This window comes from Pseudomonas sp. CFBP 13710, from assembly GCF_014842235.1.
In the GTDB taxonomy this organism is placed as follows: Bacteria; Pseudomonadota; Gammaproteobacteria; order Pseudomonadales; family Pseudomonadaceae; genus Aquipseudomonas; species Aquipseudomonas baltica.
This window is the reverse complement of sequence record NZ_JACYVJ010000002.1, coordinates 757955-778839: the sequence shown is the minus strand read 5'-3', so window position 1 is coordinate 778839 and position 20885 is coordinate 757955. Positions and strand designations below refer to the sequence as shown.

The window sequence follows — 20885 nt, the reverse complement described above, 5'->3', positions numbered from 1 at the left end:
TCGATCAAGCGAGCTCTTCGTCTTCGTTCACCCGATCGCGCAACTCCTTGCCGGGCTTGAAATGCGGAACGAACTTGCCATCCAGGCTCACCGACTGCCCGGTCTTGGGATTGCGCCCGACCCGAGGGGCGCGATAGTGCAGGGAAAAGCTGCCGAAACCACGTATCTCGATCCTGTCACCTGTGGCCAGGCACTGCGACATTTGCTCGAGCATGGTCTTGATGGCCAATTCCACATCCTTGGATGAAAGTAGACCTTGATGGGTGACAATACGTTCGATCAATTCCGACTTCGTCATATTTTTCCCTTCTTTATCAAGCAGCTAGATCAGTGCTTAGAAGGTTTTAGCATGGCTTGACAGATTTGAACAGCCCGACTCTTGACTTCTTGAAAATGAGTTGTGCGTGCCCTATTTGAACGCAGTGCTCTTGCGGCATTTGACGATCATGCTGCGCGTGGAATAACCCGCGGGGTTGAGGCCGAAGACATAGTCGTCCGGTTCTTCCTTGACGTCGCTGGACTTGGCGAGGGTACGGTAACCGGCAGGCCCGCAGGCCGATTCGGCCTCTTTCTCGCACTGGGCCCAGGACGAGGTCAGCCCGGAACAGGTGATGTGCATTCCACGACTGCCGCGCTTGCCATGGGACGTGGAGGTGGCGGCGCAGGCGGTCACCAGCAGCAATGCTGCGATGAGCAGGGTAAATTTCATGACTCGGGCCTTGTCTACTTCTGGGAGGGACACGGGTTCAAGGAGCAGGAATTCAATCGAAAACGATGACTGGCAATACACCACCTACCCTATCCAAGTAGATGGCCGATTGCTAATTTACTTCAGGCGGGTGTCAGAGACGTGACGGAAAAGTTTGTAACCATTCGTATGTCATTTACCAGCCGCAGGTCAGCTGGAGCAACTTCAAGGGCTACTCAACCTTGACCGTTGCAGCGCACGAACATGGTTCGGCTGGCCATGCCCGGATTCCAGCCAAGGAAGCCGTCTTCGGGCTCTTCCTTGATATCGGAAGTCTTCGCCAGGACTTTGTAGCCCATCGCGCGGCAGGCATGCTGCGCTTTGTCATAGCACTTGCCCCAGGACGAGCCCAGGCCACTGCAATTGATCTGCAATGCCTGCATGCCCCGATAATCTCGTTTGACCACCGACGTGGTGGAGCATGCGGATGTCAGACCCACTACGACGAACAGCACTGCGGTTACTACGGTTTTCATCCCTGGAGATCCTTGGGTATTCACTTATCCCTTTGAGCATCCGAGGTCGGGGTTAGTTCGGCGCCCGCCGCGTTCAACTCTCGACACGGCACGAATCGCAGGCACAAAAAAGGGCGACCAAAGTCGCCCTTTTTCTACAGGTCAAACAGAACTTAGTTCTGCTTTTCCATCTGAGCACGCAGCAGGTCGCCCAGAGTGGTCGGACCAGCAGCGATATCCGAAGTGGCTGGCTTCTCGCGCAGGCTCTGGATAGCTTCTTTCTCGTCTTCAACGTCTTTCGATTTGATCGACAGTTGGATGACGCGGGACTTGCGGTCGACGCTGATGATCTTGGCTTCGACTTCTTCGCCTTCCTTCAGAACGTTGCGCGCGTCTTCAACGCGGTCACGGCTGATTTCGGAAGCTTTCAAAGTGGCTTCGATGTCGTCGGCCAGGGTGATGACAGCGCCCTTGGCGTCAACTTCCTTGACGATACCGCGAACGATGGCGCCCTTGTCATTGGCAGACACGTAGTCGGAGAACGGATCTTCTTCCAGCTGCTTGATGCCCAGGGAGATGCGCTCGCGCTCTGGATCTACCGACAGGATGACGGTGTCGAGCTCGTCGCCCTTCTTGAAACGACGTACGGCTTCTTCGCCCACTTCGTTCCAGGAGATGTCGGACAGGTGAACCAGACCGTCGATGCCGCCGTCCAGACCAATGAAGATACCGAAATCGGTGATCGACTTGATGGTGCCGGAGATCTTGTCACCCTTGTTGAACTGGCCAGAGAAGTCTTCCCACGGGTTCGACTTGCACTGCTTGATGCCCAGGGAGATACGACGACGCTCTTCGTCGATGTCCAGAACCATGACTTCCACTTCGTCGCCGACTTGTACGACTTTCGAAGGGTGGATGTTCTTGTTGGTCCAGTCCATTTCGGAAACGTGTACCAGGCCTTCCACGCCTTCTTCCAGCTCTGCGAAGCAGCCGTAGTCGGTCAGGTTGGTGACGCGCGCCATGACGCGGGTGCTCTCTGGGTAACGTGCCTTGATGGCAACCCATGGATCTTCGCCCAGCTGCTTCAAGCCCAGGGAAACACGGTTGCGCTCGCGGTCGTACTTCAGGACCTTGACATCGATCTCGTCGCCAACGTTGACGATTTCCGATGGATGCTTGATGCGCTTCCAGGCCATGTCGGTGATGTGCAGCAGGCCATCGACGCCACCCAGATCGACAAATGCGCCGTAATCCGTGAGGTTCTTGACGATACCCTTGACTTGCTGACCTTCCTGCAGGGATTCCAGCAGAGCTTCGCGCTCGGCGGAGTTCTCGGCTTCCAGGACACTGCGACGGGAAACGACAACGTTGTTGCGCTTCTGGTCCAGCTTGATGACCTTGAATTCGAGCTCTTTACCTTCCAGGTGGGTGGTGTCGCGCACAGGGCGGACATCGACCAGGGAACCAGGCAGGAACGCACGGATGCCGTTAACGTCGACAGTGAAGCCGCCCTTAACCTTACCGTTGATAACGCCCTTGACCACTTCCTCGGCGGCGAAAGCTGCTTCCAGAACGATCCAGCACTCGGCACGCTTGGCTTTTTCGCGGGACAGCTTGGTTTCGCCAAAGCCGTCTTCTACCGCGTCCAGCGCAACGTGAACTTCGTCACCGACCTTGATGGTCAGTTCGCCAGCGTCGTTGTAGAACTGCTCGAGCGGGATGACACCCTCGGACTTCAGGCCGGCGTGGACAGTAACCCAGTCACCGTCGATATCGACAACGATACCGGTGATGATTGCGCCTGGCTGAAGATTGAGAGTTTTTAGGCTTTCTTCAAAGAGTTCTGCAAAGCTTTCGCTCATTTTAATTCCTGTAGATTTGGGCGAAACATACGCCCATCAGCCACGCTCCAGACAACGTGGGTTTCGTTCAAGTAAAAGAAAGCCACCGGGATGTTGACTGGGTTCCCGTATGGCTTCTTCGTCACCCGGCGATGTCGCGTAGTGCGATCTCGCTCATGATGCGTTCCAACACCTGCTCGATGGACAACTCCGTGGAATCCAGCTGTATGGCATCGGCCGCCGGCTTGAGCGGGGCCACTGCGCGCTGGGTGTCACGCTCATCGCGTGCACGTATCTCATCTAGCAGACTCGACAGACTAACATCGTTGCCCGCTGCCTTCAACTGCAAGTAACGCCTGCGGGCACGTTCCTCCGCGCTGGCGGTGAGGAACACCTTCAATGCCGCTTCGGGGAATACCACCGTGCCCATGTCGCGACCGTCGGCCACCAGGCCCGGTGACTCCTGGAATGCTCGCTGGCGCTGCAACAGCGCGTCGCGCACTGCTGGCAGGGCAGCAACCTGGGAGGCGCCGGCACCCACCTGCTCGTTGCGGATGTCGCGGGTGACGTCGTCGCCTTCCAGCACGATGCGCTGGGGCTGGCCGTCGGCGGCGGCGATGAACTGCACATCGAGATGGGCTGCCATCACCATCAGCGACGCTTCGTTGCTCAGATCGACGCCATGGTTGCGTGCCGCATAGGCCAGCAAGCGATACAACGCGCCTGAATCGAGCAGCTTCCAGCCCAGGCGCTTGGCGAGGATACCGGCGATGGTGCCCTTGCCCGAACCGCTTGGCCCGTCGATGGTGATGACCGGCGCCTGGTTCACGACGCGCCCTCTTCGGCCACGTGGATACCCACCTGGGCGCAGAGACCGAGGAAGTTGGGGAACGAAGTGGCGACGTTGGCGCAGTCGTGGATGCGGATCGGCGCACTGGCGCGCAGCGAGGCAACACTGAAGGCCATGGCGATGCGGTGATCGCCGTGGCCGTGAACCTCGCCGCCGCCCATGGCCGGCAGCCCATGACCGACGCCGTCGATGATGATGCCGTCTGCGGTCGGCTCGCATTTCACACCGAGCGCCTGCAGGCCGTCGGCCATGACCTGGATACGGTCGGATTCCTTGACGCGCAGCTCTTCGGCGCCGCGCAGCACGGTGCGCCCTTCGGCGCAGGCCGCAGCCACGAACAGCACCGGGAACTCGTCGATTGCCAGGGGGACCAGCGCCTCGGGGATCTCGATACCCTTGAGTCGAGCCGCCCGCACGTGCAGGTCGGCAACCGGCTCGCCACCCACTTCACGCTGATTTTCCAGGGTGATGTCGGCACCCATCAGGCGCAGGATATCGATGACACCGGTGCGCGTCGGGTTGATACCCACGTGCTCGAGGGTCAGGTCCGAGCCTTCGGCGATCGAGGCGGCCACCAGGAAGAATGCGGAAGACGAGATATCGCCGGGCACTTCGATGTGGGTCGCCTTCAGCGTGTGGCCGGACTCGACCGACGCCTGCGGGCCATTGACCTCGACCGGATAACCGAAGCCGCGCAGCATCCGCTCGGTGTGGTCGCGGGTCGGTGCCGGCTCGGTGGTGGTCGTCCTGCCTTCGGCCCACAATCCGGCCAGCAGCAGGCAGGATTTGACCTGTGCGGAGGCCATCGGCAAGGTGTAGTCGAGCGCCTTGAGCCGCTGCCCGCCGCGAATGACCATCGGCGGACGACCCTCGGCAGCCGTCTCGATGACCGCGCCCATTTCCCGCAGTGGATTGGCCACGCGGTTCATCGGGCGCTTGGACAGCGAGGCGTCGCCGGTCAACGTGGTGTCGAAGCTCTGCGCCGCAAGAATGCCGGCGAGCAGGCGCATCGAGGTCCCGGAGTTGCCCAGGTAGATCGGCCCGGGCGGGGCCTGCAGGCCGTGCAGACCGACACCATGGATGGTCACCCGGCCCTGGTTGGGACCTTCGATGACAACGCCCATGTCGCGGAAGGCCTGCAGGGTCGCCAGGGCGTCCTCGCCTTCGAGGAAGCCTTCGACTTCGGTAGTGCCCTCGGCCAGGGAGCCGAGCATGATCGAGCGGTGCGAAATGGATTTGTCACCCGGTACGCGAATGCGGCCCTTGAGGCTGCCACCGGGTTTGCCCAGGAAGATCAGGTCGTCGTTGGAGTTCATAGCGTCCACATAGGCCCGACGGGCCAGGATTTTACTGAAATGCTCGCGGGCCACCTTGGCGCGTGTGAACACGCCCAGCAGGTGATGCCCATCCCCTGCATCGACCGCGTCGCGCAGGGCGTCGAGATCACTGCGAAATGTATCGAGTGTGCGCAGTACAGCCTCGCGGTTGGCGAGGAAGATGTCGTGCCACATGACCGGGTCACTGCCGGCGATCCTCGTGAAATCACGGAAACCGCCCGCAGCGTAGCGGAAGATTTCCAGGTTTTCACTGCGCTTGGCCAGCGAATCGACCAGGCCGAACGCCAGCAGGTGCGGCAGGTGACTGGTGGCGGCAAGCACCTCGTCGTGACGCTCGACCTGCATGTGCTCGACGTCCGCACCCAGGGCGCGCCACAGGCCATCGACGCATTGCAACGCATCGGGCGCGGTTTCGGCCAACGGCGTGAGGATCACCTTGTGCCGCTTGAACAGCTCGGCATTGGCCGCCTCTACCCCGCTCTGCTCTGAACCGGCGATCGGATGGCCCGGAACGAAGCGTGACAGGTCCCCGCCAAAAGCGTCGCGAAAGGCCCGTACCACATTGCCCTTGGCGCTGCCGACATCGGTGATCACGGCTCGGCCCAGGTCAAGCCGGGCCAGGGCCGCCAGCAGTTTTTCCATGCCCAGGATCGGCACCGCCAACTGGATCACGTCGGCGCCGACACAGGCACGGGCCAGGTCGCTTTCGCAGCGGTCGACCACACCCAACTCGACGGCCCGCAGGCAGGCGCGCGAATCGAGATCGACCCCCACCACTTCGTCGGCCAAGCCACTTTGCTTGATGCCCTTGGCGAACGAGCCGCCGATCAGTCCCAGCCCCACAACCACCAGGCGGCCTATTCTGGCAGCGCCCGGTTGCAATTGCGTGAACTCAGACACGGGCCAGCACCAGGCGCAATGCCTCCAGGAAACGGCTGTTTTCCGTGGCCAGGCCGATGGTCACGCGCAAGTGGTTGGGCATGCCGTAGCCGGCCACCGGGCGCACGATCACCCCTTCGCGCAGCAGGCCCTGATAGACCGGCCCGGCAACGCGACCCACGTCCACGGCAATGAAATTGCCCTTGGAAGGAATCCAGTCCAGGCCCAGCTCGGCGAACCCCGCCTCCAGCTGCTGCATGCCGGCACTGTTGAGTTCGCGGCTGCGCTGCAGGTAGTCGGTGTCCGTCAGCGCGGCGCAGGCGGCAGCCAATGCCAGGCTGTTCACGTTGAACGGCTGGCGGACACGATTGAGCACATCGGCAATGACCGGCGAAGACAAGCCATAGCCTACCCGCAGCCCAGCCAGGCCATAGGCCTTGGAAAAGGTGCGCGAGACCAGCAGGTTCGGGTAGCGCGCCAGGTAGTCGAGGCCGTCCGGCAGCTCGCCACCGACGGCGTACTCGATATAGGCCTCGTCGAGCACCACGACCACGCTGGGCGGGACCGCGGCGAGGAAGTCTTCCAGCGCCTGCGGGCCGAACCAGGTACCGGTCGGGTTGTTCGGGTTGGCCAGGAACACCACGCGGGTCTTGTCGTCGATCGCTGCCAGCATCGCCGGCAGGTCATGGCCGAACTGCCTGGCCGGGATGACCCGCGCACCGGCATTCACGGCCTGCACGACCAATGGATAGACGGCAAAGGCGTGCTCGCTGAACACCGCGTTCAAGCCCGGTGCCAGGTAGGCTCGGGCGACCAGTTCGAGAATGTCGTTGGAGCCGTTGCCCAGGGTCACCTGGTCCAGCTGTACGCGGCACTGCTGCGCCAGCAGGGTCTTGAGGTCGAAACCGTTGCCGTCGGGGTAGCGTGTGAGTTCGGCCAGTTCGCGTTCGATCGCGGCACGGGTCTTGGGGCTTGCACCCAACGGGTTCTCGTTGCTGGCCAACTTGATGATGTTGGCCGGATCCAGGTTCAGCTCTCTGGCCAGCTCATCCACCGGCTTGCCGGGAACGTAGGGGGACAGTTGTTGAACGCCGGTCTGGGCCAGGGCAAGGAAATCGGTCATGCGTACTAACCCTTCTGTTAAAGAACCGCTTTGGGGTATGAGCCCAGCACCTTGAGTGCCACGGCTTCCTGACTGATCTGCTCCAGCACGCCCTTGATCAACGGGTCGCGGTGATGGCCGATGAAGTCGATGAAGAACACGTAGGTCCATTTGCCGCTGCGCGATGGCCGTGTCTCGATTCGGGTAAGGTCGATGCCGTTGTCGTGAAACGGCACCAGCAGCTCGTGCAACGCACCCGGCCGGTTGCTCATGGACACGATGATCGAGGTCTTGTCGTCGCCGGTAGGCGGCACTTCCTGGCTGCCGATGATGAGGAACCGTGTGGCGTTGTCCGGACGGTCTTCGATCTTCTCGGCCAGGCGCTCCAGGCCATACAGGCCGGCAGCCATGTCGCCGGCGATGGCCGCCGAGTTCCATTCGCCCTTGACCCGCTTGGCCGCCTCGGCATTGCTGGCGACCGCGATGCGCTCGACGTTCGGGTAGTGCGCGTCCAGCCACTTGCGGCATTGCGCCAGCGACTGTGCGTGGGAATAGATGCGACTGATGCTGTCGGTCTTGGTGTTGTCGCCGATCAGCAGGTGGTGGTGGATGCGCAGTTCGACTTCGCCGCAGATCACCATGTCGTGTTCGAGGAAGCTGTCGAGGGTGTGGTTCACCGCGCCTTCGGTGGAGTTTTCCACCGGCACCACACCGAAGTTCACCGCGCCTGCAACCACCTCGCGGAACACTTCGTCGATCGCCGCCATGGGCTTGCTGATCACAGCGTGGCCGAAGTGTTTCATGGCAGCTGCCTGGGTGAAGGTACCTTCGGGGCCCAGGTAGGCGACCTTGAGCGGGTTCTCCAACGCCAGGCAGGATGACATGACCTCGCGGAACAGGCGCGCCATCTCCTCGTTGCTCAGCGGCCCCTTGTTGCGTTCCATGACCCGCTTGAGCACTTGCGCCTCGCGTTCGGGCCGATAGAACACCGGCACTTCGCCTTCGGCCAGCGCGGCCATCTTGACCCGCGCGACTTCTTCGGCGCAGCGGGCGCGATCACTGATCAGCTCGAGAATCTTCTCGTCGAGGCTGTCGATGCGTACCCGCAAGGCCTTGAGTTCATGTTCGGACATCAGCCGTTTTCCTTTTCGAACTCCGCCATGTAGCCGACCAGCGCTTCGATGGCGTCAAGGCCCAGGGCGTTGTAGATGGAGGCGCGCATGCCACCGACCGAACGGTGACCCTTGAGGTTGAGCAGACCGCGCGCATCGGCGCCGGCCAGGAATGCCTTGTCCAGACGCTCGTCCGCCAGGCGGAACGGCACGTTCATCCAGGACCGGGCGTTGACCGAGATCGGGTTGCTGTAGAAATCGCTGGCATCGATGAAGCCGTACAGGCGGTCTTTCTTGGCACGGCTGCGGGCTTCCATGGCCGCAACGCCGCCCTGCTCCTTGAGCCACTCGAACACCAGGCCCGAGAGGTACCAGGAGTAGGTCGCAGGCGTGTTGTACATCGAACCGTTGTCGGCAGCGATCCGGTAGTCGAGCATGGTCGGACAGGCGCTGCGCGCCTTGCCCAGCAGGTCTTCGCGCACGATCACCACGACCAGGCCGCTGGGTCCGATGTTCTTCTGCGCGCCGGCATAGATCAAGCCGAACTGGGACACGTCGACAGGGCGCGAGAGAATGTCCGAGGACATGTCGACGACCAGTGGCGTATCACCGGTCTGCGGCACCCAGTCGAACTGCAGGCCACCGATGGTTTCATTGGAAGCGTAATGGACGTAGGCCGCGCCGGGCGTCAGTTTCCACTCGTTCTGGCCGGGGATGGCCAGGTAGTCGTAGGGCTTGGCGCTGGCAGCGACATTGATGTTGCCATAGCGACGCGCCTCCTCGATGGCCTTCTTCGACCAGATACCGGTTTCGACGTAGTCCGCCGTGCCGCTTTCGGGAAGCAGGTTCAGAGGGATTTCGGCGAACTGCTGGCTAGCGCCACCCTGCAGGAACAGGACCTTGTAGTTGGACGGGACGCCAAGCAGGTCGCGCAGGTCTTGTTCGGCCTTTTCGGCGATGGCGGTGTAGTCCTCGCTGCGATGGCTCATCTCCATCACCGAAAGGCCCTTGCCACGCCAGTTCAGCATTTCCGCCTGGGCGCGCTGCAGCACAGCTTCGGGAAGCGCAGCGGGGCCTGCGCAGAAGTTAAAGGCTCGATTGCTCACATCCACTCTCGCTCTGCTTGAATTCGGGCCTGGCCCGGGTGTGTCCGCCGGAAGATCGGCAGTGCTGTCTTCGCGGCGGCTGACCGCTCCCACGAGGCTCCCGATGCAACGGAGAACTTGTGGGAGCGGCTCTGCCCGCGAAGGGCGCACCGCCCAATCCCCTGCCCTACAGCTTACTCCTCGGGCGCTTCGTCGGCGGCATCGGGCTCGACATCACCCTGAGCCACTTCGGAATCGACCGCATCGCCGCCTTCGGCGCTTTCAACGCCTTCGACACCCTCTTCCAGCTCGTCATCCTCGACTTCCGATGGCTCCTGGACTCGCTCCAGGCCCACCAGCTTCTCGTCGGTGACCAGCTTGATCAGGGTCACGCCCTGGGTGTTGCGGCCCAGGCTCGAGACTTCGCCAACACGGGTGCGCACCAGCGTGCCCTGGTCGGAGATGAGCATGATCTCTTCACCTTCCTGGGATTGGATCGCGCCGACCAGCTTGCCGTTGCGCTCCTTGGTGACCATGGCGATCACGCCCTGGCCGCCACGGCCGCGACGGGGGAACTTGCTCAACGGCGTGCGCTTGCCGAAGCCGCGTTCGGAGGCGGTGAGAATCTGCGCGCCGGATTCGGGGATCAGCATGGAAATCAGCTGCTGGCCCTTGCCCAGGCGCATGCCGCGGATACCGCGGGCACCACGGCCCATCTGCCGCACCACGCCTTCGGCGAAGCGGATCACCTTGCCGGCGTCGGAGAACAGCATGACTTCCTTGGCGCCGTCGGTGATGGCTGCAGCGATCAGAGTGTCGCCTTCCTTGAGTTTCAAGGCGATCAAGCCGCTGGAGCGCGGACGGGCGAACTGCGCCAATGGAGTCTTCTTGACCGTACCGAAGGCGGTCGCCATGAAGATATAGGCACCGGTAGGCTCGGCCACCAGTTCGGGGGTGTCGCCCTCGTCGCCTTCAACGGCTTCGACGACTTCTTCGGCCTCGACGATTTCGCCTTCGATGACGGTATCGTCGGCGTCGTCGAGGTCTTCGTCGGCGCCGGCGGTGGCCTGCAGGGCCTCGAGGTCGATCTGCAGCATGGTGGTGATGTACTCGCCATCATCCAGCGGCAGCAGGTTGACCAGCGGACGGCCGCGCGCAGCACGGGACGCCTCGGGAATTTCATAGGTCTTGAGCCAGTAGACCTTGCCCTTGCTGGAAAACAGCAGCAGCGTGGCATGGCTGTTGGCGACCAGCAGGTGCGAGATGTAGTCCTCGTCCTTGACGCCGGTGGCCGACTTGCCCTTGCCGCCCCGGCGCTGGGCCTGGTAGGACGACAGCGGCTGGGTCTTGGCGTAACCACTGTGGGAAATGGTCACCACGCGCTCTTCTTCCGGGATCATGTCGCCCAGCGTCAGGTCGAGGCGCGAATCGAGGATCTCGGTCCGCCGCACATCGCCATATTCGGAGCGGATCAGTTCCAGTTCCTCGCGGATCACTTCCATCAGGCGCTCGGCGCTGTTGAGGATGCGGATCAGCTCGGCGATCTGGTTGAGGATCTCCTGGTACTCGGCCAGGAGCTTTTCGTGCTCCAGACCGGTCAGGCGATGCAGGCGCAGCTCGAGGATGGCCTGGGCCTGTTCCGGCGAGAGGAAATACTTGCCGTCGCGCAGGCCGTACTGTGGATCGAGGTTTTCCGGACGCGAGGACTCGGCACCGGCACGCTCGACCATGGCCACCACGGCGCTGGACTCCCACGGCGTGCTGATCAGCGCTTCCTTGGCCTCGGACGGCGTTGGCGAGGCCTTGATCAGGGCGATGACCGGATCGATGTTGGACAGCGCAACCGCCTGGCCTTCGAGAATGTGGCCGCGCTCGCGCGCCTTGCGCAGTTCGAACACGGTGCGCCGGGTGACGACTTCACGGCGGTGGCGAACGAAGGCTTCGAGCAGGTCCTTGAGGTTGAGAATGCGCGGACGGTTGTCGATCAGGGCAACGATGTTGATCCCGAACACGGCCTGCAGCTGGGTCTGGGCGTAGAGGTTGTTGAGGATCACCTCCGGCACTTCACCGCGGCGCAGCTCGATGACGATGCGCATGCCGTCCTTGTCGGACTCGTCGCGCAACTCGGAGATGCCTTCGAGTTTCTTCTCTTTCACCAGCTCGGCGATCTTTTCGATCAGGCGGGCCTTGTTCAACTGGTACGGCAGCTCGGTGACGACGATCTGCTGGCGACCGCCGACCTTGTCGATGTCCTCGACATGGGAGCGGGCGCGCATGTAGATCCGGCCACGACCGGTGCGGTACGCCTCGATGATGCCCTGGCGACCGTTGATGATGGCGGCAGTCGGGAAGTCCGGCCCGGGAATGAACTGCATCAGTTCATCGATGGTGACGTCCGGGTTGTCGATGACCGCCAGGCAGCCGTCGAGCACCTCGCCCAGGTTGTGCGGCGGGATATTGGTCGCCATGCCCACGGCGATACCGCTGGAACCGTTGACCAGCAGGTTGGGGATGCGCGTCGGCATGACCGCAGGGATCAACTCGGTGCCGTCGTAGTTGGGCACCCAGTCGACGGTTTCCTTGTGCAGGTCGGCCAGCAGCTCGTGGGCCAGCTTGGTCATGCGCACTTCGGTGTAGCGCATGGCGGCGGCGTTGTCGCCGTCCACGGAACCGAAGTTGCCCTGGCCATCGACCAGCAGGTAGCGCAGCGAGAACGGCTGGGCCATGCGCACGATGGTGTCGTAGACCGCGGTATCACCGTGCGGGTGATACTTACCGATCACGTCACCGACCACACGGGCCGATTTCTTGTAGGGTTTGTTCCAATCGTTGCCCAGCTCACTCATCGCAAACAGAACGCGGCGATGCACGGGCTTCAAGCCATCACGTGCATCAGGCAGTGCACGACCGACGATCACGCTCATGGCGTAGTCGAGGTAGGACTGTCTCAGCTCGTCTTCGATATTGACCGGGAGGATTTCTTTGGCCAGTTCGCCCATGAGAAGCCTGATTCCTTTTTCTGGTGAAACTCCGTTGCCTCCCTGTGAGAAGAACGAAGCTTGCCACCGCTGGCCGATGCCAACGGCGACTTACGACAAATCAACGAGTTACGCCTTGGACCTGCGGCGTTGGGGGGACACCGCGATGCACCCCCGAAAACCGCCGGATGGTAGCACAATCGCCGTCAGACACCTATCCCCTTAAACCCTGACAGGACCCTTGATCGAGTGAGATCAAGCCTCTCACACGGCGCTGCGGCGCTGCTAGGCCAGGCCCGCATCGAAAAAAGGCCGATTTGTCGGTGCGACGGACTCAATGCAGGCGCCGGCGACACATCAGCTGCGCCAGCTTGGCCGTATCAGGCCGCTCGACGATGCCCTTTTCAGTGACGATCACGTCGATCAGGTCGGCCGGCGTCACGTCGTGGACCGGATTGAACGCTTCGACATCCGCGCCGATGCGTGTCCCGGACACTTCCAGAAGTTCTCGGCCATCGCGTTCGAGCAGGGGAATGTCATCGCCGCTCTCCAGCGCCATGTCGATCGCCGCACTGGTGGCTACCACCATGAAACGCACACCGTGGTGCATCGCGCAGACCGCCAGCTGGTAGGTGCCGATCCGGGCCGCGATATCGCCGTTGGCGGCGATCCGCTCGGCACCGACGATTACCCATGTGATGCCCTTGCTTTTCATCAGGTGCGCAGCTGCCGAGTCGGCGGCCACGGTCACCGGGACACCCTCGCTGGACAGCTCCCAGGCGGTCAGCCGCGAGCCTTGCAGGCCCGGCCGGGTTTCGTCGACATAGACACGTTCGAGCATGCCGTCGTGGAACGCGGCGCGCACCACCCCCAGCGCCGTGCCGAACCCGCCGCTGGCCAGGGCACCGGGATTGGCGTGGGTCAGCACGGTCTGCAGATTGCCCTGGTGCCGACGGATCAATTCCACGCCCAACTGAGCCATGGTCAGGTTGGCTTCGCGGTCGCTTTCGTGAATGGCCAGGGCTTCGGCCTCGAGCGCGGGCAGCGGGTCCTCGCCGGCACGCACCCGGCCAAGGCGCTCGCGCATGCGCTCCAGCGCCCAGAACAGGTCGGCGGTGGCCGGGCGGATCGCCGCCAGCAGGCGCAGGTCCTCGTCCAGCGCGGTGCGCCAGTCAGGCCCGGCCGCACGGTGCAGGCGTGCCGCCAGCACTACCGCATAGGCAACGCTGATGGCAACGGCCGAGGCACCGGCCACGACCCCGATGCGGACCGCGTCGGCCACGCCGGGTGCATCGATACAGGGGCGCCAGACCTGCTGCGCAGGCAGCGCGCGCTGGTCGAGCAGGTGCAACGCGTCACCTCGCCAATCAACGGCTTTGACCCGTTCCGCCGCCAACAATCGATCACGCATGCCCCACTCCGTACTCAGACACCAAAAGCGCTCGATTATAGCGAGCCCCCGTCCAAGACGCTCGGGTATACTTCGCCATCACCTGCCGAAGCCCCGGAACTTGCCATGCCCGATGTCGATACCGCCCTGGACCTGCTACTACTGCCCACCTGGCTGGTACCGGTCGAGCCCGCCGGTGTCGTGCTCGAAGACCATGCCCTGGGTATCCGCGACGGCCAGATTGCATTCATCGGCCCGCGCAGCGCAGCCGCCCGGCTGCAGGCGCGAGAAACCCGCGAACTGCCGGGCCAGCTGCTCGCTCCGGGGCTGGTCAATGCCCACGGGCACGCGGCCATGACGCTGTTCCGCGGCCTGGCCGACGACCTGCCGCTGATGACCTGGCTCGAACGACACATCTGGCCCGCCGAGGCACGCTGGGTCAGCGAGGCGTTCGTCCGCGACGGCACCGACCTGGCCATTGCCGAGCAACTGCAAGGCGGCATCACCTGCTTTTCCGACATGTATTTCTTTCCCGAAGTGGCCGCCGAGCGCGTGCACGCCAGTGGCATGCGCGCACAGATCACCGTGCCGGTGCTGAACTTCCCCATTCCCGGCGCGCGTGATGCCGACGAGGCGCTGCACAAGGGTGTCGAGCTGTTCAACGACCTCAAGCACCATCCACGCGTCAGCATTGCCTTCGGCCCCCATGCGCCCTACACGGTAAGCGACGAGAACCTGGAGAAGATCCGGGTGCTGGCGGACGAGCTGGACGCCGCCATCCACATGCACGTTCACGAAACCGCAGGCGAAGTGCACGATGCCCTGCAACAGAGCGGCGAGCGTCCGCTGGCCAGGCTGGCTCGCCTCGGCCTGCTGGGGCCGCGCTTCCAGGCGGTGCACATGACTCAGGTAGACGACGCCGACCTCGCGCTGCTGGTGGAAAGCAACAGCAACGTCGTGCACTGCCCGCTGTCCAACCTCAAGCTGGCCAGTGGCTTCTGTCCGGTGGAAAAGCTCTGGCAGGCCGGCGTCAATGTGGCCGTGGGCACCGATGGGGCGGCGAGCAACAATAGCCTCGACCTGCTCGGCGACACGCGCATCGCAGCGCTGCTGGCCAAGGCCGTGACCGGTTCGGCGACCGCATTGGATGCCCATCGCGCACTGCGCATGGCCACCCTCAATGGCGCCCGAGCCCTGGGCATGGAGACGCACATCGGCTCGCTGGAGGTTGGCAAGGCTGCGGACCTGGCGTCGTTCGACCTGTCCAGACTGGCTCAGCAGCCGGTCTACGACCCGGTGTCGCAACTGATCTACGCCAGTAGCCGCGATTGTGTCCGGCATGTCTGGGTCGCCGGCAGGCAACTGCTCGACGAAGGTCGCCTGACCCGCCTGGACGAGCACCTGCTGCGTGACAAGGCATGCGCCTGGGGCGAGCGTATCGCCGCCGAGCGATGACGACTGCGCCGCCCGGCCCTACAGAATTCAAGAATCACATCGTTTAGAGGACACCCAATGAGCAACGTCGACCACGCTGAAATCGCCAAGTTCGAAGCCCTGGCGCACCGTTGGTGGGATCGCAACAGCGAGTTCAAGCCGCTGCACGACATCAATCCGTTGCGCGTCAACTGGATCGACGAGCGCGTCAACCTGGCGGGCAAGCAGGTCCTGGATGTAGGTTGCGGCGGCGGTATCCTGAGCGAGGCCATGGCCCTGCGCGGCGCCAAGGTCACCGGGATCGACATGGGCGAGGCGCCGCTGGCGGTTGCCCGCCTGCACCAGCTGGAATCCGGGGTGGAAGTGGAATACCGCCAGATCACCGCCGAAGCCCTGTCGGCCGAATGCCCGCAGCGCTTCGATGTGGTCACCTGTCTGGAAATGCTCGAACACGTGCCAGACCCTTCGTCGGTGATCCGCGCCTGCTTCCGCATGGTCAAGCCTGGCGGCCAGGTGTTCTTCTCGACCATCAACCGCAACCCCAAGGCGTACCTGTTCGCGATCATCGGCGCCGAGTACATCATGAAGCTGCTGCCGCGCGGCACCCACGACTTCAAGAAATTCATCCGCCCTTCCGAGCTCGGCGCGTGGAGCCGCGAGGCCGGACTGACCGTCAAGGACATCACCGGCCTGACCTACAACCCGCTCACCAAGCACTACAAGCTGGCTTCGGACGTCGACGTCAACTACATGATCCAGACCCTTCGCGAGGAATGAGCATGCGCCTTCGAGCGGTACTTTTCGATATGGACGGCACGCTGCTCGATACCGCGCCGGACTTCGTCGCCATCTGCCAGGCCATGCGCGCCGAACGCGGCCTGGCGCCAATCGACCAGCAGCGTGTGCGCGACGTGATCTCCGGTGGCGCCAAGGCCATGATCCAGGCGTCGTTCGACCTGGCACCCGAGTCAGCTGAGTTCGAAGCCTTGCGCCTGGAGTTCCTCGAGCGCTACCAACACGGCTGCGCGGTCCACAGCCATCTCTACGAAGGCATGGCGCAACTGCTCGCGGATATCGAGCAGGCCAAGCTGATCTGGGGCGTGGTGACCAACAAGCCGTTGCGCTTCGCCGAGCCCATCATGCAGCAACTGGGGTTGGCACAGCGTTCGGCGGTGCTGATCTGCCCCGACCATGTAACGCGCAGCAAGCCGGACCCCGAACCCGTGCTGCTGGCCTGCAGCAGACTCGACCTGGACCCGGCCAGCGTGCTGTTCGTCGGTGATGATCTGCGCGACATCGAGTCGGGCCGCGATGCCGGGACCAGGACCGCCGCAGTGCGCTACGGCTACATCCATCCCGACGACAACCCGGATCACTGGGGCGCCGACGTGGTGGTCGATCACCCGTCGGATCTGCGCCGCGTGCTCGACCAGGCCCTTTGCGGCTGCTGAACCGTACTACTTTCCAGGAGTTTCCATGTTCGATTACTCAGCCCGCCCCGACCTGCTGGCCGGGCGCATCATCCTGGTGACCGGTGCCGGCCGCGGCATTGGCGCTGCCGCCGCGAAAACCTTCGCCGCCCATGGCGCCACCGTGCTGCTGCTGGGCAAGACCGAATCCAACCTGACCACCGTGTACGACGAAATCGAAGCCGCCGGGCATGCCCAGCCGGTGGTCATCACCTTCGACCTGCAGAGCGCGCGAAGCGAACAGTACGCGCAATTGGCACAGATGATCGAGACCACCTTCGGCCGCCTCGACGGCCTGCTGCACAACGCCTCGATCATTGGCCCGCGCACACCACTCGACGTGCTGCCCGACGACGAGTTCGTCCAAGTGATGCAGGTCAACGTGAACGCCACGTTCATGCTCACTCGCGCACTGCTGCCTCTGCTCAAGCAGGCGGCAGATGGCTCGGTGGCGTTCACCTCCAGCAGTGTCGGTCGCAAGGGGCGCGCCCACTGGGGCGCCTACGGCGTGTCGAAGTTCGCCACCGAAGGCCTGATGCAGACCCTCGCCGACGAGCTGGAAGGTGTCAGCGCGGTACGTTCCAACAGCATCAACCCCGGTGCCACGCGCACGGCCATGCGCGCGCAGGCCTATCCGGCCGAGGAGCCTGGCCGCAACCCGTTGCCCGAACAGATCATGCCGGTGTATCTGTACCTGATGGGACCCGACAGTATCGGGGTCAATGGCCGGGCGTTGGACGCCCAGTGAAATGTGTCCTCAGGGCGGGCACCCGCCGCTGTAACGACCGGCCAGCCAGCCTGTCGCGCAACCGTGGTGCCGCCTGAGGCGATCCTGCTAGTCCTGCGTCATGCCCCTACCCTGTTTCAAGCCACGACCCTTTTGTCCAGGGTGGTGGTGCGCTGCAGCTCCAGCGCCATGCAGCGTTCCAGGAACAGGAACATGAAGTCGTAGCTCTTGCAGATGGCGTTGCGCAGCTCGGCCTGCTGCAGTTCGGTGGCATGGTTGCCAACCAGGGTGCAGATGATCTCCAGGGCTTCCCACGGATGCTCGTCGTCGTACTGGGCATGCAGGCTCAGCCAGCGCATGGCGCGCTTGCGGTTCTGCTCGGGAAACGCCTGGGCATAGGTGTCGTCGGCGCAGACCACCGCCGACCACTCGCCGGTTGCACCCTCGATGGCATAGTTGGTGGCTGCCATGGCAACCGCCAGCGAGTCGGTGGCACAGCTCTGCCAGCACCAATGGCTGAGCGCGTGCAGCTCGGCCGGCACGTCCTGGGTGATGAGATCCTGGAGACTGACGCCATGCGCCTGGCTCCAATGCACCCAATAATCGGCGTGATTGAGTTCGACTCGAATGTTGCGCATCAACCAGCGCCGCGCCATGTCCTCGCCCGGATGCCGGGCAAAACGCGTCTTGGTCAGGTTCTGCGCCATGTACAGTGAAAACTGCTCCACCACGGGCCAGCCGCCGATCAGGTAATGACGCATGGTGCGCGAGCTCAGCTGGTTGTCGCGCATGCGCGCGTAAACCTCATGCTCGACGACCCGACGCTTGTTCGGCGCACAGTCTTCGATCAGTTTCTGTGCCCACTCGGGATAACTTTTTGCGTCCATCAGCGGACCCAGGCGAATAAAAGGATCGTTCACTGGCAAACCTCCATTTAATTAAGTGAAGAACAGCGGCAAATTGCCCTTATCGGAAAGTGTCGGGAACGCCAAAGCGCAACGGCCGCAGTCTGCCCAGGTGACGGCGCAGACTGTCACAGGTGAAAACCTGCGGTCGCTCGATCAAATATCCTTGTGCGTAGTCCACACCAATTTCCAGCAAGGCCTGTTCTATCAGAGGCGTCTCGACAAACTCGGCAATGGTGCGCTTGCCCATGACGTGGCCAATATGGTTGATCACTTCCACCATCGCCCGATTGATCGGGTCGTCCAACATATCTTTAACGAAGCTGCCGTCGATTTTCAAATAATCGACAGGTAAATGTTTCAAATAGGCAAACGAAGACATACCGGCGCAGAAGTCGTCGAGTGCAAAGTGACAACCCAAGCCCTTCAATTCATTGATAAAACGGATTGCGCTGCCAAGATTTGCGATGGCGCTGGTCTCGGTAATCTCGAAACATATCAGCTCGGCCGGAATGGCGTGCAGGCGAAATTGTTCACGCAGGAACTCGAGGAACTCGTCATCACCGATGCTGATGCCGGAAAGGTTGATCGCACACACTGCCAACGGCCCCTGGTCGGGCTGGTCGAGAGTCTGGCGCACCACCTTGAATACGTTCTGCACCACCCAACGGTCCAGGGCGGTCATCAGGCCGTACCGTTCGGCAGCCGGGATGAACACTTCGGGCATGATGATGCGGCCGGTTTCATCGCTCAGGCGCAGGAGGATCTCGATGTGCCCACCCGGCGGTCCGTCCTGTATCCCCAGGGCGGCGATCTCCTGTGCATACAGGCAGAACCGGTTTTCCTCCAGGGCCATGTGCAGGCGCTGGACCCATGCCATCTCGTCGACCCGCACGGTCAGTTCGCTGTCGGCGGCGTGGTAGACCTGAACGCGGTTGCGACCGCGCTCCTTGGCCAGGTAGCAGGCCATGTCGGCGGCGCGCATCGAGGCTTCGAGGGTGATCGGCGCCTGGGTCAGGTGCACCATGCCAACGCTGACGGTGGTGACGAACGGGCGCCCCTTCCACACGAAGTGCAGGTTCTGCACGGTGTGGCGCAGTGTTTCGGCCAGTTTCTCCGATTCGGCGGCCGAGCAGTTCTCGATGAGGATGCCGAACTCGTCACCGCCCAGGCGCGCCAGGGTGTCACCCTCGCGCAGCCCGGACTGCAGCAGTGCGCAGATGTGGCGAAGCAGTTCGTCGCCCGCCGCGTGACCGCAGGTGTCGTTGACCAGTTTGAACTGGTCCAGGTCGAGGAACATCAGCGAGTGGCAGCCAGGATAACGCTGCAGCGCGGCCAGCGCCTGCTCGAGACGGAACTCGAACTCGCGGCGGTTGGCCAGCCCGGTCAATGCATCGTGCGTGGCCTGCCACGACAGGTTGGCGATGTATTGCCGCTCCTGGGTCATGTCGTGCAGCACCAGCACGGTACCGCTGATGTGCTGGTCGGTCTGGATCGGCGCGCCGACGAGCGTCACCGAGACCGTACTGCCGTCCAGGCGCTGGATCAGCTTGGCGTGTTCGCTGCCGCCGCGCAGGTCGCCACTGACGATGTGGTCGATGAGGGTGAAGCTGTCCTTCTCGGCGTTTTCGTCGAGCAGGTTGAACAACGCCGCCAGCGGCAGCCCCACGGCCTGATCGGCGCTCCAGTGGGTCAGTCGCTCGGCGGCCGGGTTCATGTAGAGGATCGCGCCCTCGACATCGGTAGTGATCACCCCATCGCCGATGGACGCCAGGGTTACCTGGGCGCGGTCCTTTTCCAGTTGCAGGGCATAGGCGAAGGCATGGCGCTGGTTGAGCAGCTTGCGCGTGCGCCACAGCGCCAGCACGATCAACAGCAGCGCCACCAGCAGGTTGCTGACCACCAGCAGGTACTGCACCGCGCGCGAGCCCTCGCCCAATGCCGCGCTGAAGGCCATGGCGGCGGGCGTCACCGCGTCATTGATGAGCATGATCTGGTGCTTCCAGCGCGCCATGTCCGCTTCGCTGGCGGTGCCGGCCTGTTGCGCCGCGTGCATCTGCTGCGCCAGGGCGTCGAGTTCGACCAGGTAGGTATCGCCGATCTTCCAGTGCGCGATGGCCCTGGACATGTAGCTCACATCGCTGAAGTGACGGTACAGCCAGATGATGTTCTGCATGTCGTCAGGGTGGTTGTTGCCCTTCAGGATGCCCGCCCGTGCAGCCGCCAGATCGGGCTCGGGCTGGTCGAGGGCGAGGCGCAGCTGATGACCGCCCTGGGGAATGGCGATGGCGCGCAGGTACTTCTGGAAGACTTCCTCGTCACGGCTGTCGGCATACAGGTTCAGGTAGTAGATCGCGTCTTTCTGACCCTTGGACCAGAAGCTTTCGCCCGCGACATAGCTGCGCACCGCGGACAGTGCGTAGAGGCTGATGCAACCCAGCATTGCCATCAACCCCACGACGGCGATGAATGGCCAGACAATCCCCAGCAATCTCGGTGTATCGAGAGTCTGTGTGTGCTTCATGAGGTTCCTTGCTTCAGCGATCCAGGCAACGTCCAAGTCAGAACTTCAA

Annotated in this window: 17 protein-coding genes; 4 read left to right on the top strand and 13 right to left on the bottom strand. The window is 62.9% G+C overall.

Features of this window, described 5'->3' with window-relative positions; genetic code table 11:
• Positions 1-4 precede the first annotated feature (4 nt).
• The 11 genes from ihfB to mtnA form a co-directional block, all read right to left on the bottom strand.
• Entirely contained in the window at positions 5-298 is a 294-nt protein-coding gene (ihfB, locus tag IFT44_RS08160; protein ID WP_043187734.1) for an integration host factor subunit beta, read from the bottom strand.
• 111 nt (positions 299-409) lie between these two features.
• Positions 410-709, bottom strand: a complete 300-nt coding sequence (locus tag IFT44_RS08155) for a hypothetical protein (RefSeq protein WP_185793807.1) — start codon at positions 707-709, stop codon at positions 410-412.
• A 215-nt stretch (positions 710-924) separates the two neighbouring features.
• Positions 925-1224, bottom strand: a complete 300-nt coding sequence (locus IFT44_RS08150) for a hypothetical protein (RefSeq protein ID WP_122479053.1) — start codon at positions 1222-1224, stop codon at positions 925-927.
• Positions 1225-1376: 152 nt separating this feature from the next.
• Positions 1377-3065 (bottom strand): 30S ribosomal protein S1, encoded by a 1689-nt coding sequence (gene rpsA, locus IFT44_RS08145; RefSeq protein ID WP_122479054.1) that lies wholly within the window; start codon positions 3063-3065, stop codon positions 1377-1379.
• Between the two features lie 121 nt (positions 3066-3186).
• Entirely contained in the window at positions 3187-3873 is a 687-nt protein-coding gene (gene cmk, locus IFT44_RS08140) for a (d)CMP kinase (RefSeq protein WP_122479056.1), read from the bottom strand.
• Entirely contained in the window at positions 3870-6131 is a 2262-nt protein-coding gene (locus IFT44_RS08135; protein WP_446730941.1) for a bifunctional prephenate dehydrogenase/3-phosphoshikimate 1-carboxyvinyltransferase, read from the bottom strand. Before IFT44_RS08135 ends, cmk begins: the two co-directional genes overlap by 4 nt.
• Positions 6124-7233, bottom strand: coding sequence for a histidinol-phosphate transaminase (gene hisC, locus IFT44_RS08130; RefSeq protein WP_122479057.1), 1110 nt, complete (start codon positions 7231-7233; stop codon positions 6124-6126). Before hisC ends, IFT44_RS08135 begins: the two co-directional genes overlap by 8 nt.
• A 17-nt stretch (positions 7234-7250) precedes the next feature.
• On the bottom strand, positions 7251-8345 hold the full coding sequence (gene pheA / locus IFT44_RS08125; protein WP_122479059.1) for a prephenate dehydratase: 1095 nt from the start codon (positions 8343-8345) through the stop codon (positions 7251-7253).
• Entirely contained in the window at positions 8345-9430 is a 1086-nt protein-coding gene (gene serC, locus IFT44_RS08120; RefSeq protein WP_192175716.1) for a 3-phosphoserine/phosphohydroxythreonine transaminase, read from the bottom strand. The genes pheA and serC overlap by 1 nt, the downstream gene beginning before the upstream one ends.
• 173 nt (positions 9431-9603) lie before the next feature.
• Positions 9604-12408 (bottom strand): DNA gyrase subunit A, encoded by a 2805-nt coding sequence (gene gyrA / locus IFT44_RS08115; RefSeq protein ID WP_185793811.1) that lies wholly within the window; start codon positions 12406-12408, stop codon positions 9604-9606.
• Between the two features lie 313 nt (positions 12409-12721).
• Positions 12722-13798 carry an S-methyl-5-thioribose-1-phosphate isomerase gene (gene mtnA / locus IFT44_RS08110; protein ID WP_122479062.1) on the bottom strand — a complete coding sequence of 359 codons (1077 nt, stop codon included), beginning with the start codon at positions 13796-13798 and terminating at the stop codon, positions 12722-12724.
• A gap of 105 nt (positions 13799-13903) precedes the next feature.
• Here mtnA and IFT44_RS08105 point away from each other — a divergent pair, with 105 nt between their 5' ends.
• The 4 genes from IFT44_RS08105 to IFT44_RS08090 are packed head-to-tail and all read left to right on the top strand — an operon-like array spanning position 13904 to position 17428.
• Positions 13904-15232 carry a TRZ/ATZ family hydrolase gene (locus tag IFT44_RS08105; protein WP_192175715.1) on the top strand — a complete coding sequence of 443 codons (1329 nt, stop codon included), beginning with the start codon at positions 13904-13906 and terminating at the stop codon, positions 15230-15232.
• A 57-nt stretch (positions 15233-15289) separates the two neighbouring features.
• Positions 15290-15988: a bifunctional 2-polyprenyl-6-hydroxyphenol methylase/3-demethylubiquinol 3-O-methyltransferase UbiG gene (gene ubiG, locus IFT44_RS08100; protein WP_122479065.1), complete on the top strand. Its 699-nt coding sequence runs from the start codon at positions 15290-15292 to the stop codon at positions 15986-15988.
• 2 nt (positions 15989-15990) lie between these two features.
• Complete coding sequence (gene mupP / locus IFT44_RS08095; protein WP_122479067.1) at positions 15991-16662, top strand: N-acetylmuramic acid 6-phosphate phosphatase MupP; 672 nt, start codon at positions 15991-15993, stop codon at positions 16660-16662.
• A 25-nt stretch (positions 16663-16687) separates the two neighbouring features.
• Positions 16688-17428 (top strand): YciK family oxidoreductase, encoded by a 741-nt coding sequence (locus IFT44_RS08090; RefSeq protein ID WP_192175714.1) that lies wholly within the window; start codon positions 16688-16690, stop codon positions 17426-17428.
• A 116-nt stretch (positions 17429-17544) separates the two neighbouring features.
• On the opposite strand, the gene IFT44_RS08085 is transcribed toward IFT44_RS08090, so the two are convergent.
• Entirely contained in the window at positions 17545-18327 is a 783-nt protein-coding gene (locus tag IFT44_RS08085; RefSeq protein WP_192175713.1) for an iron-containing redox enzyme family protein, read from the bottom strand.
• Between the two features lie 46 nt (positions 18328-18373).
• Positions 18374-20836, bottom strand: a complete 2463-nt coding sequence (locus IFT44_RS08080; protein WP_192136504.1) for an EAL domain-containing protein — start codon at positions 20834-20836, stop codon at positions 18374-18376.
• Between the last annotated feature and the right edge of the window lie 49 nt (positions 20837-20885).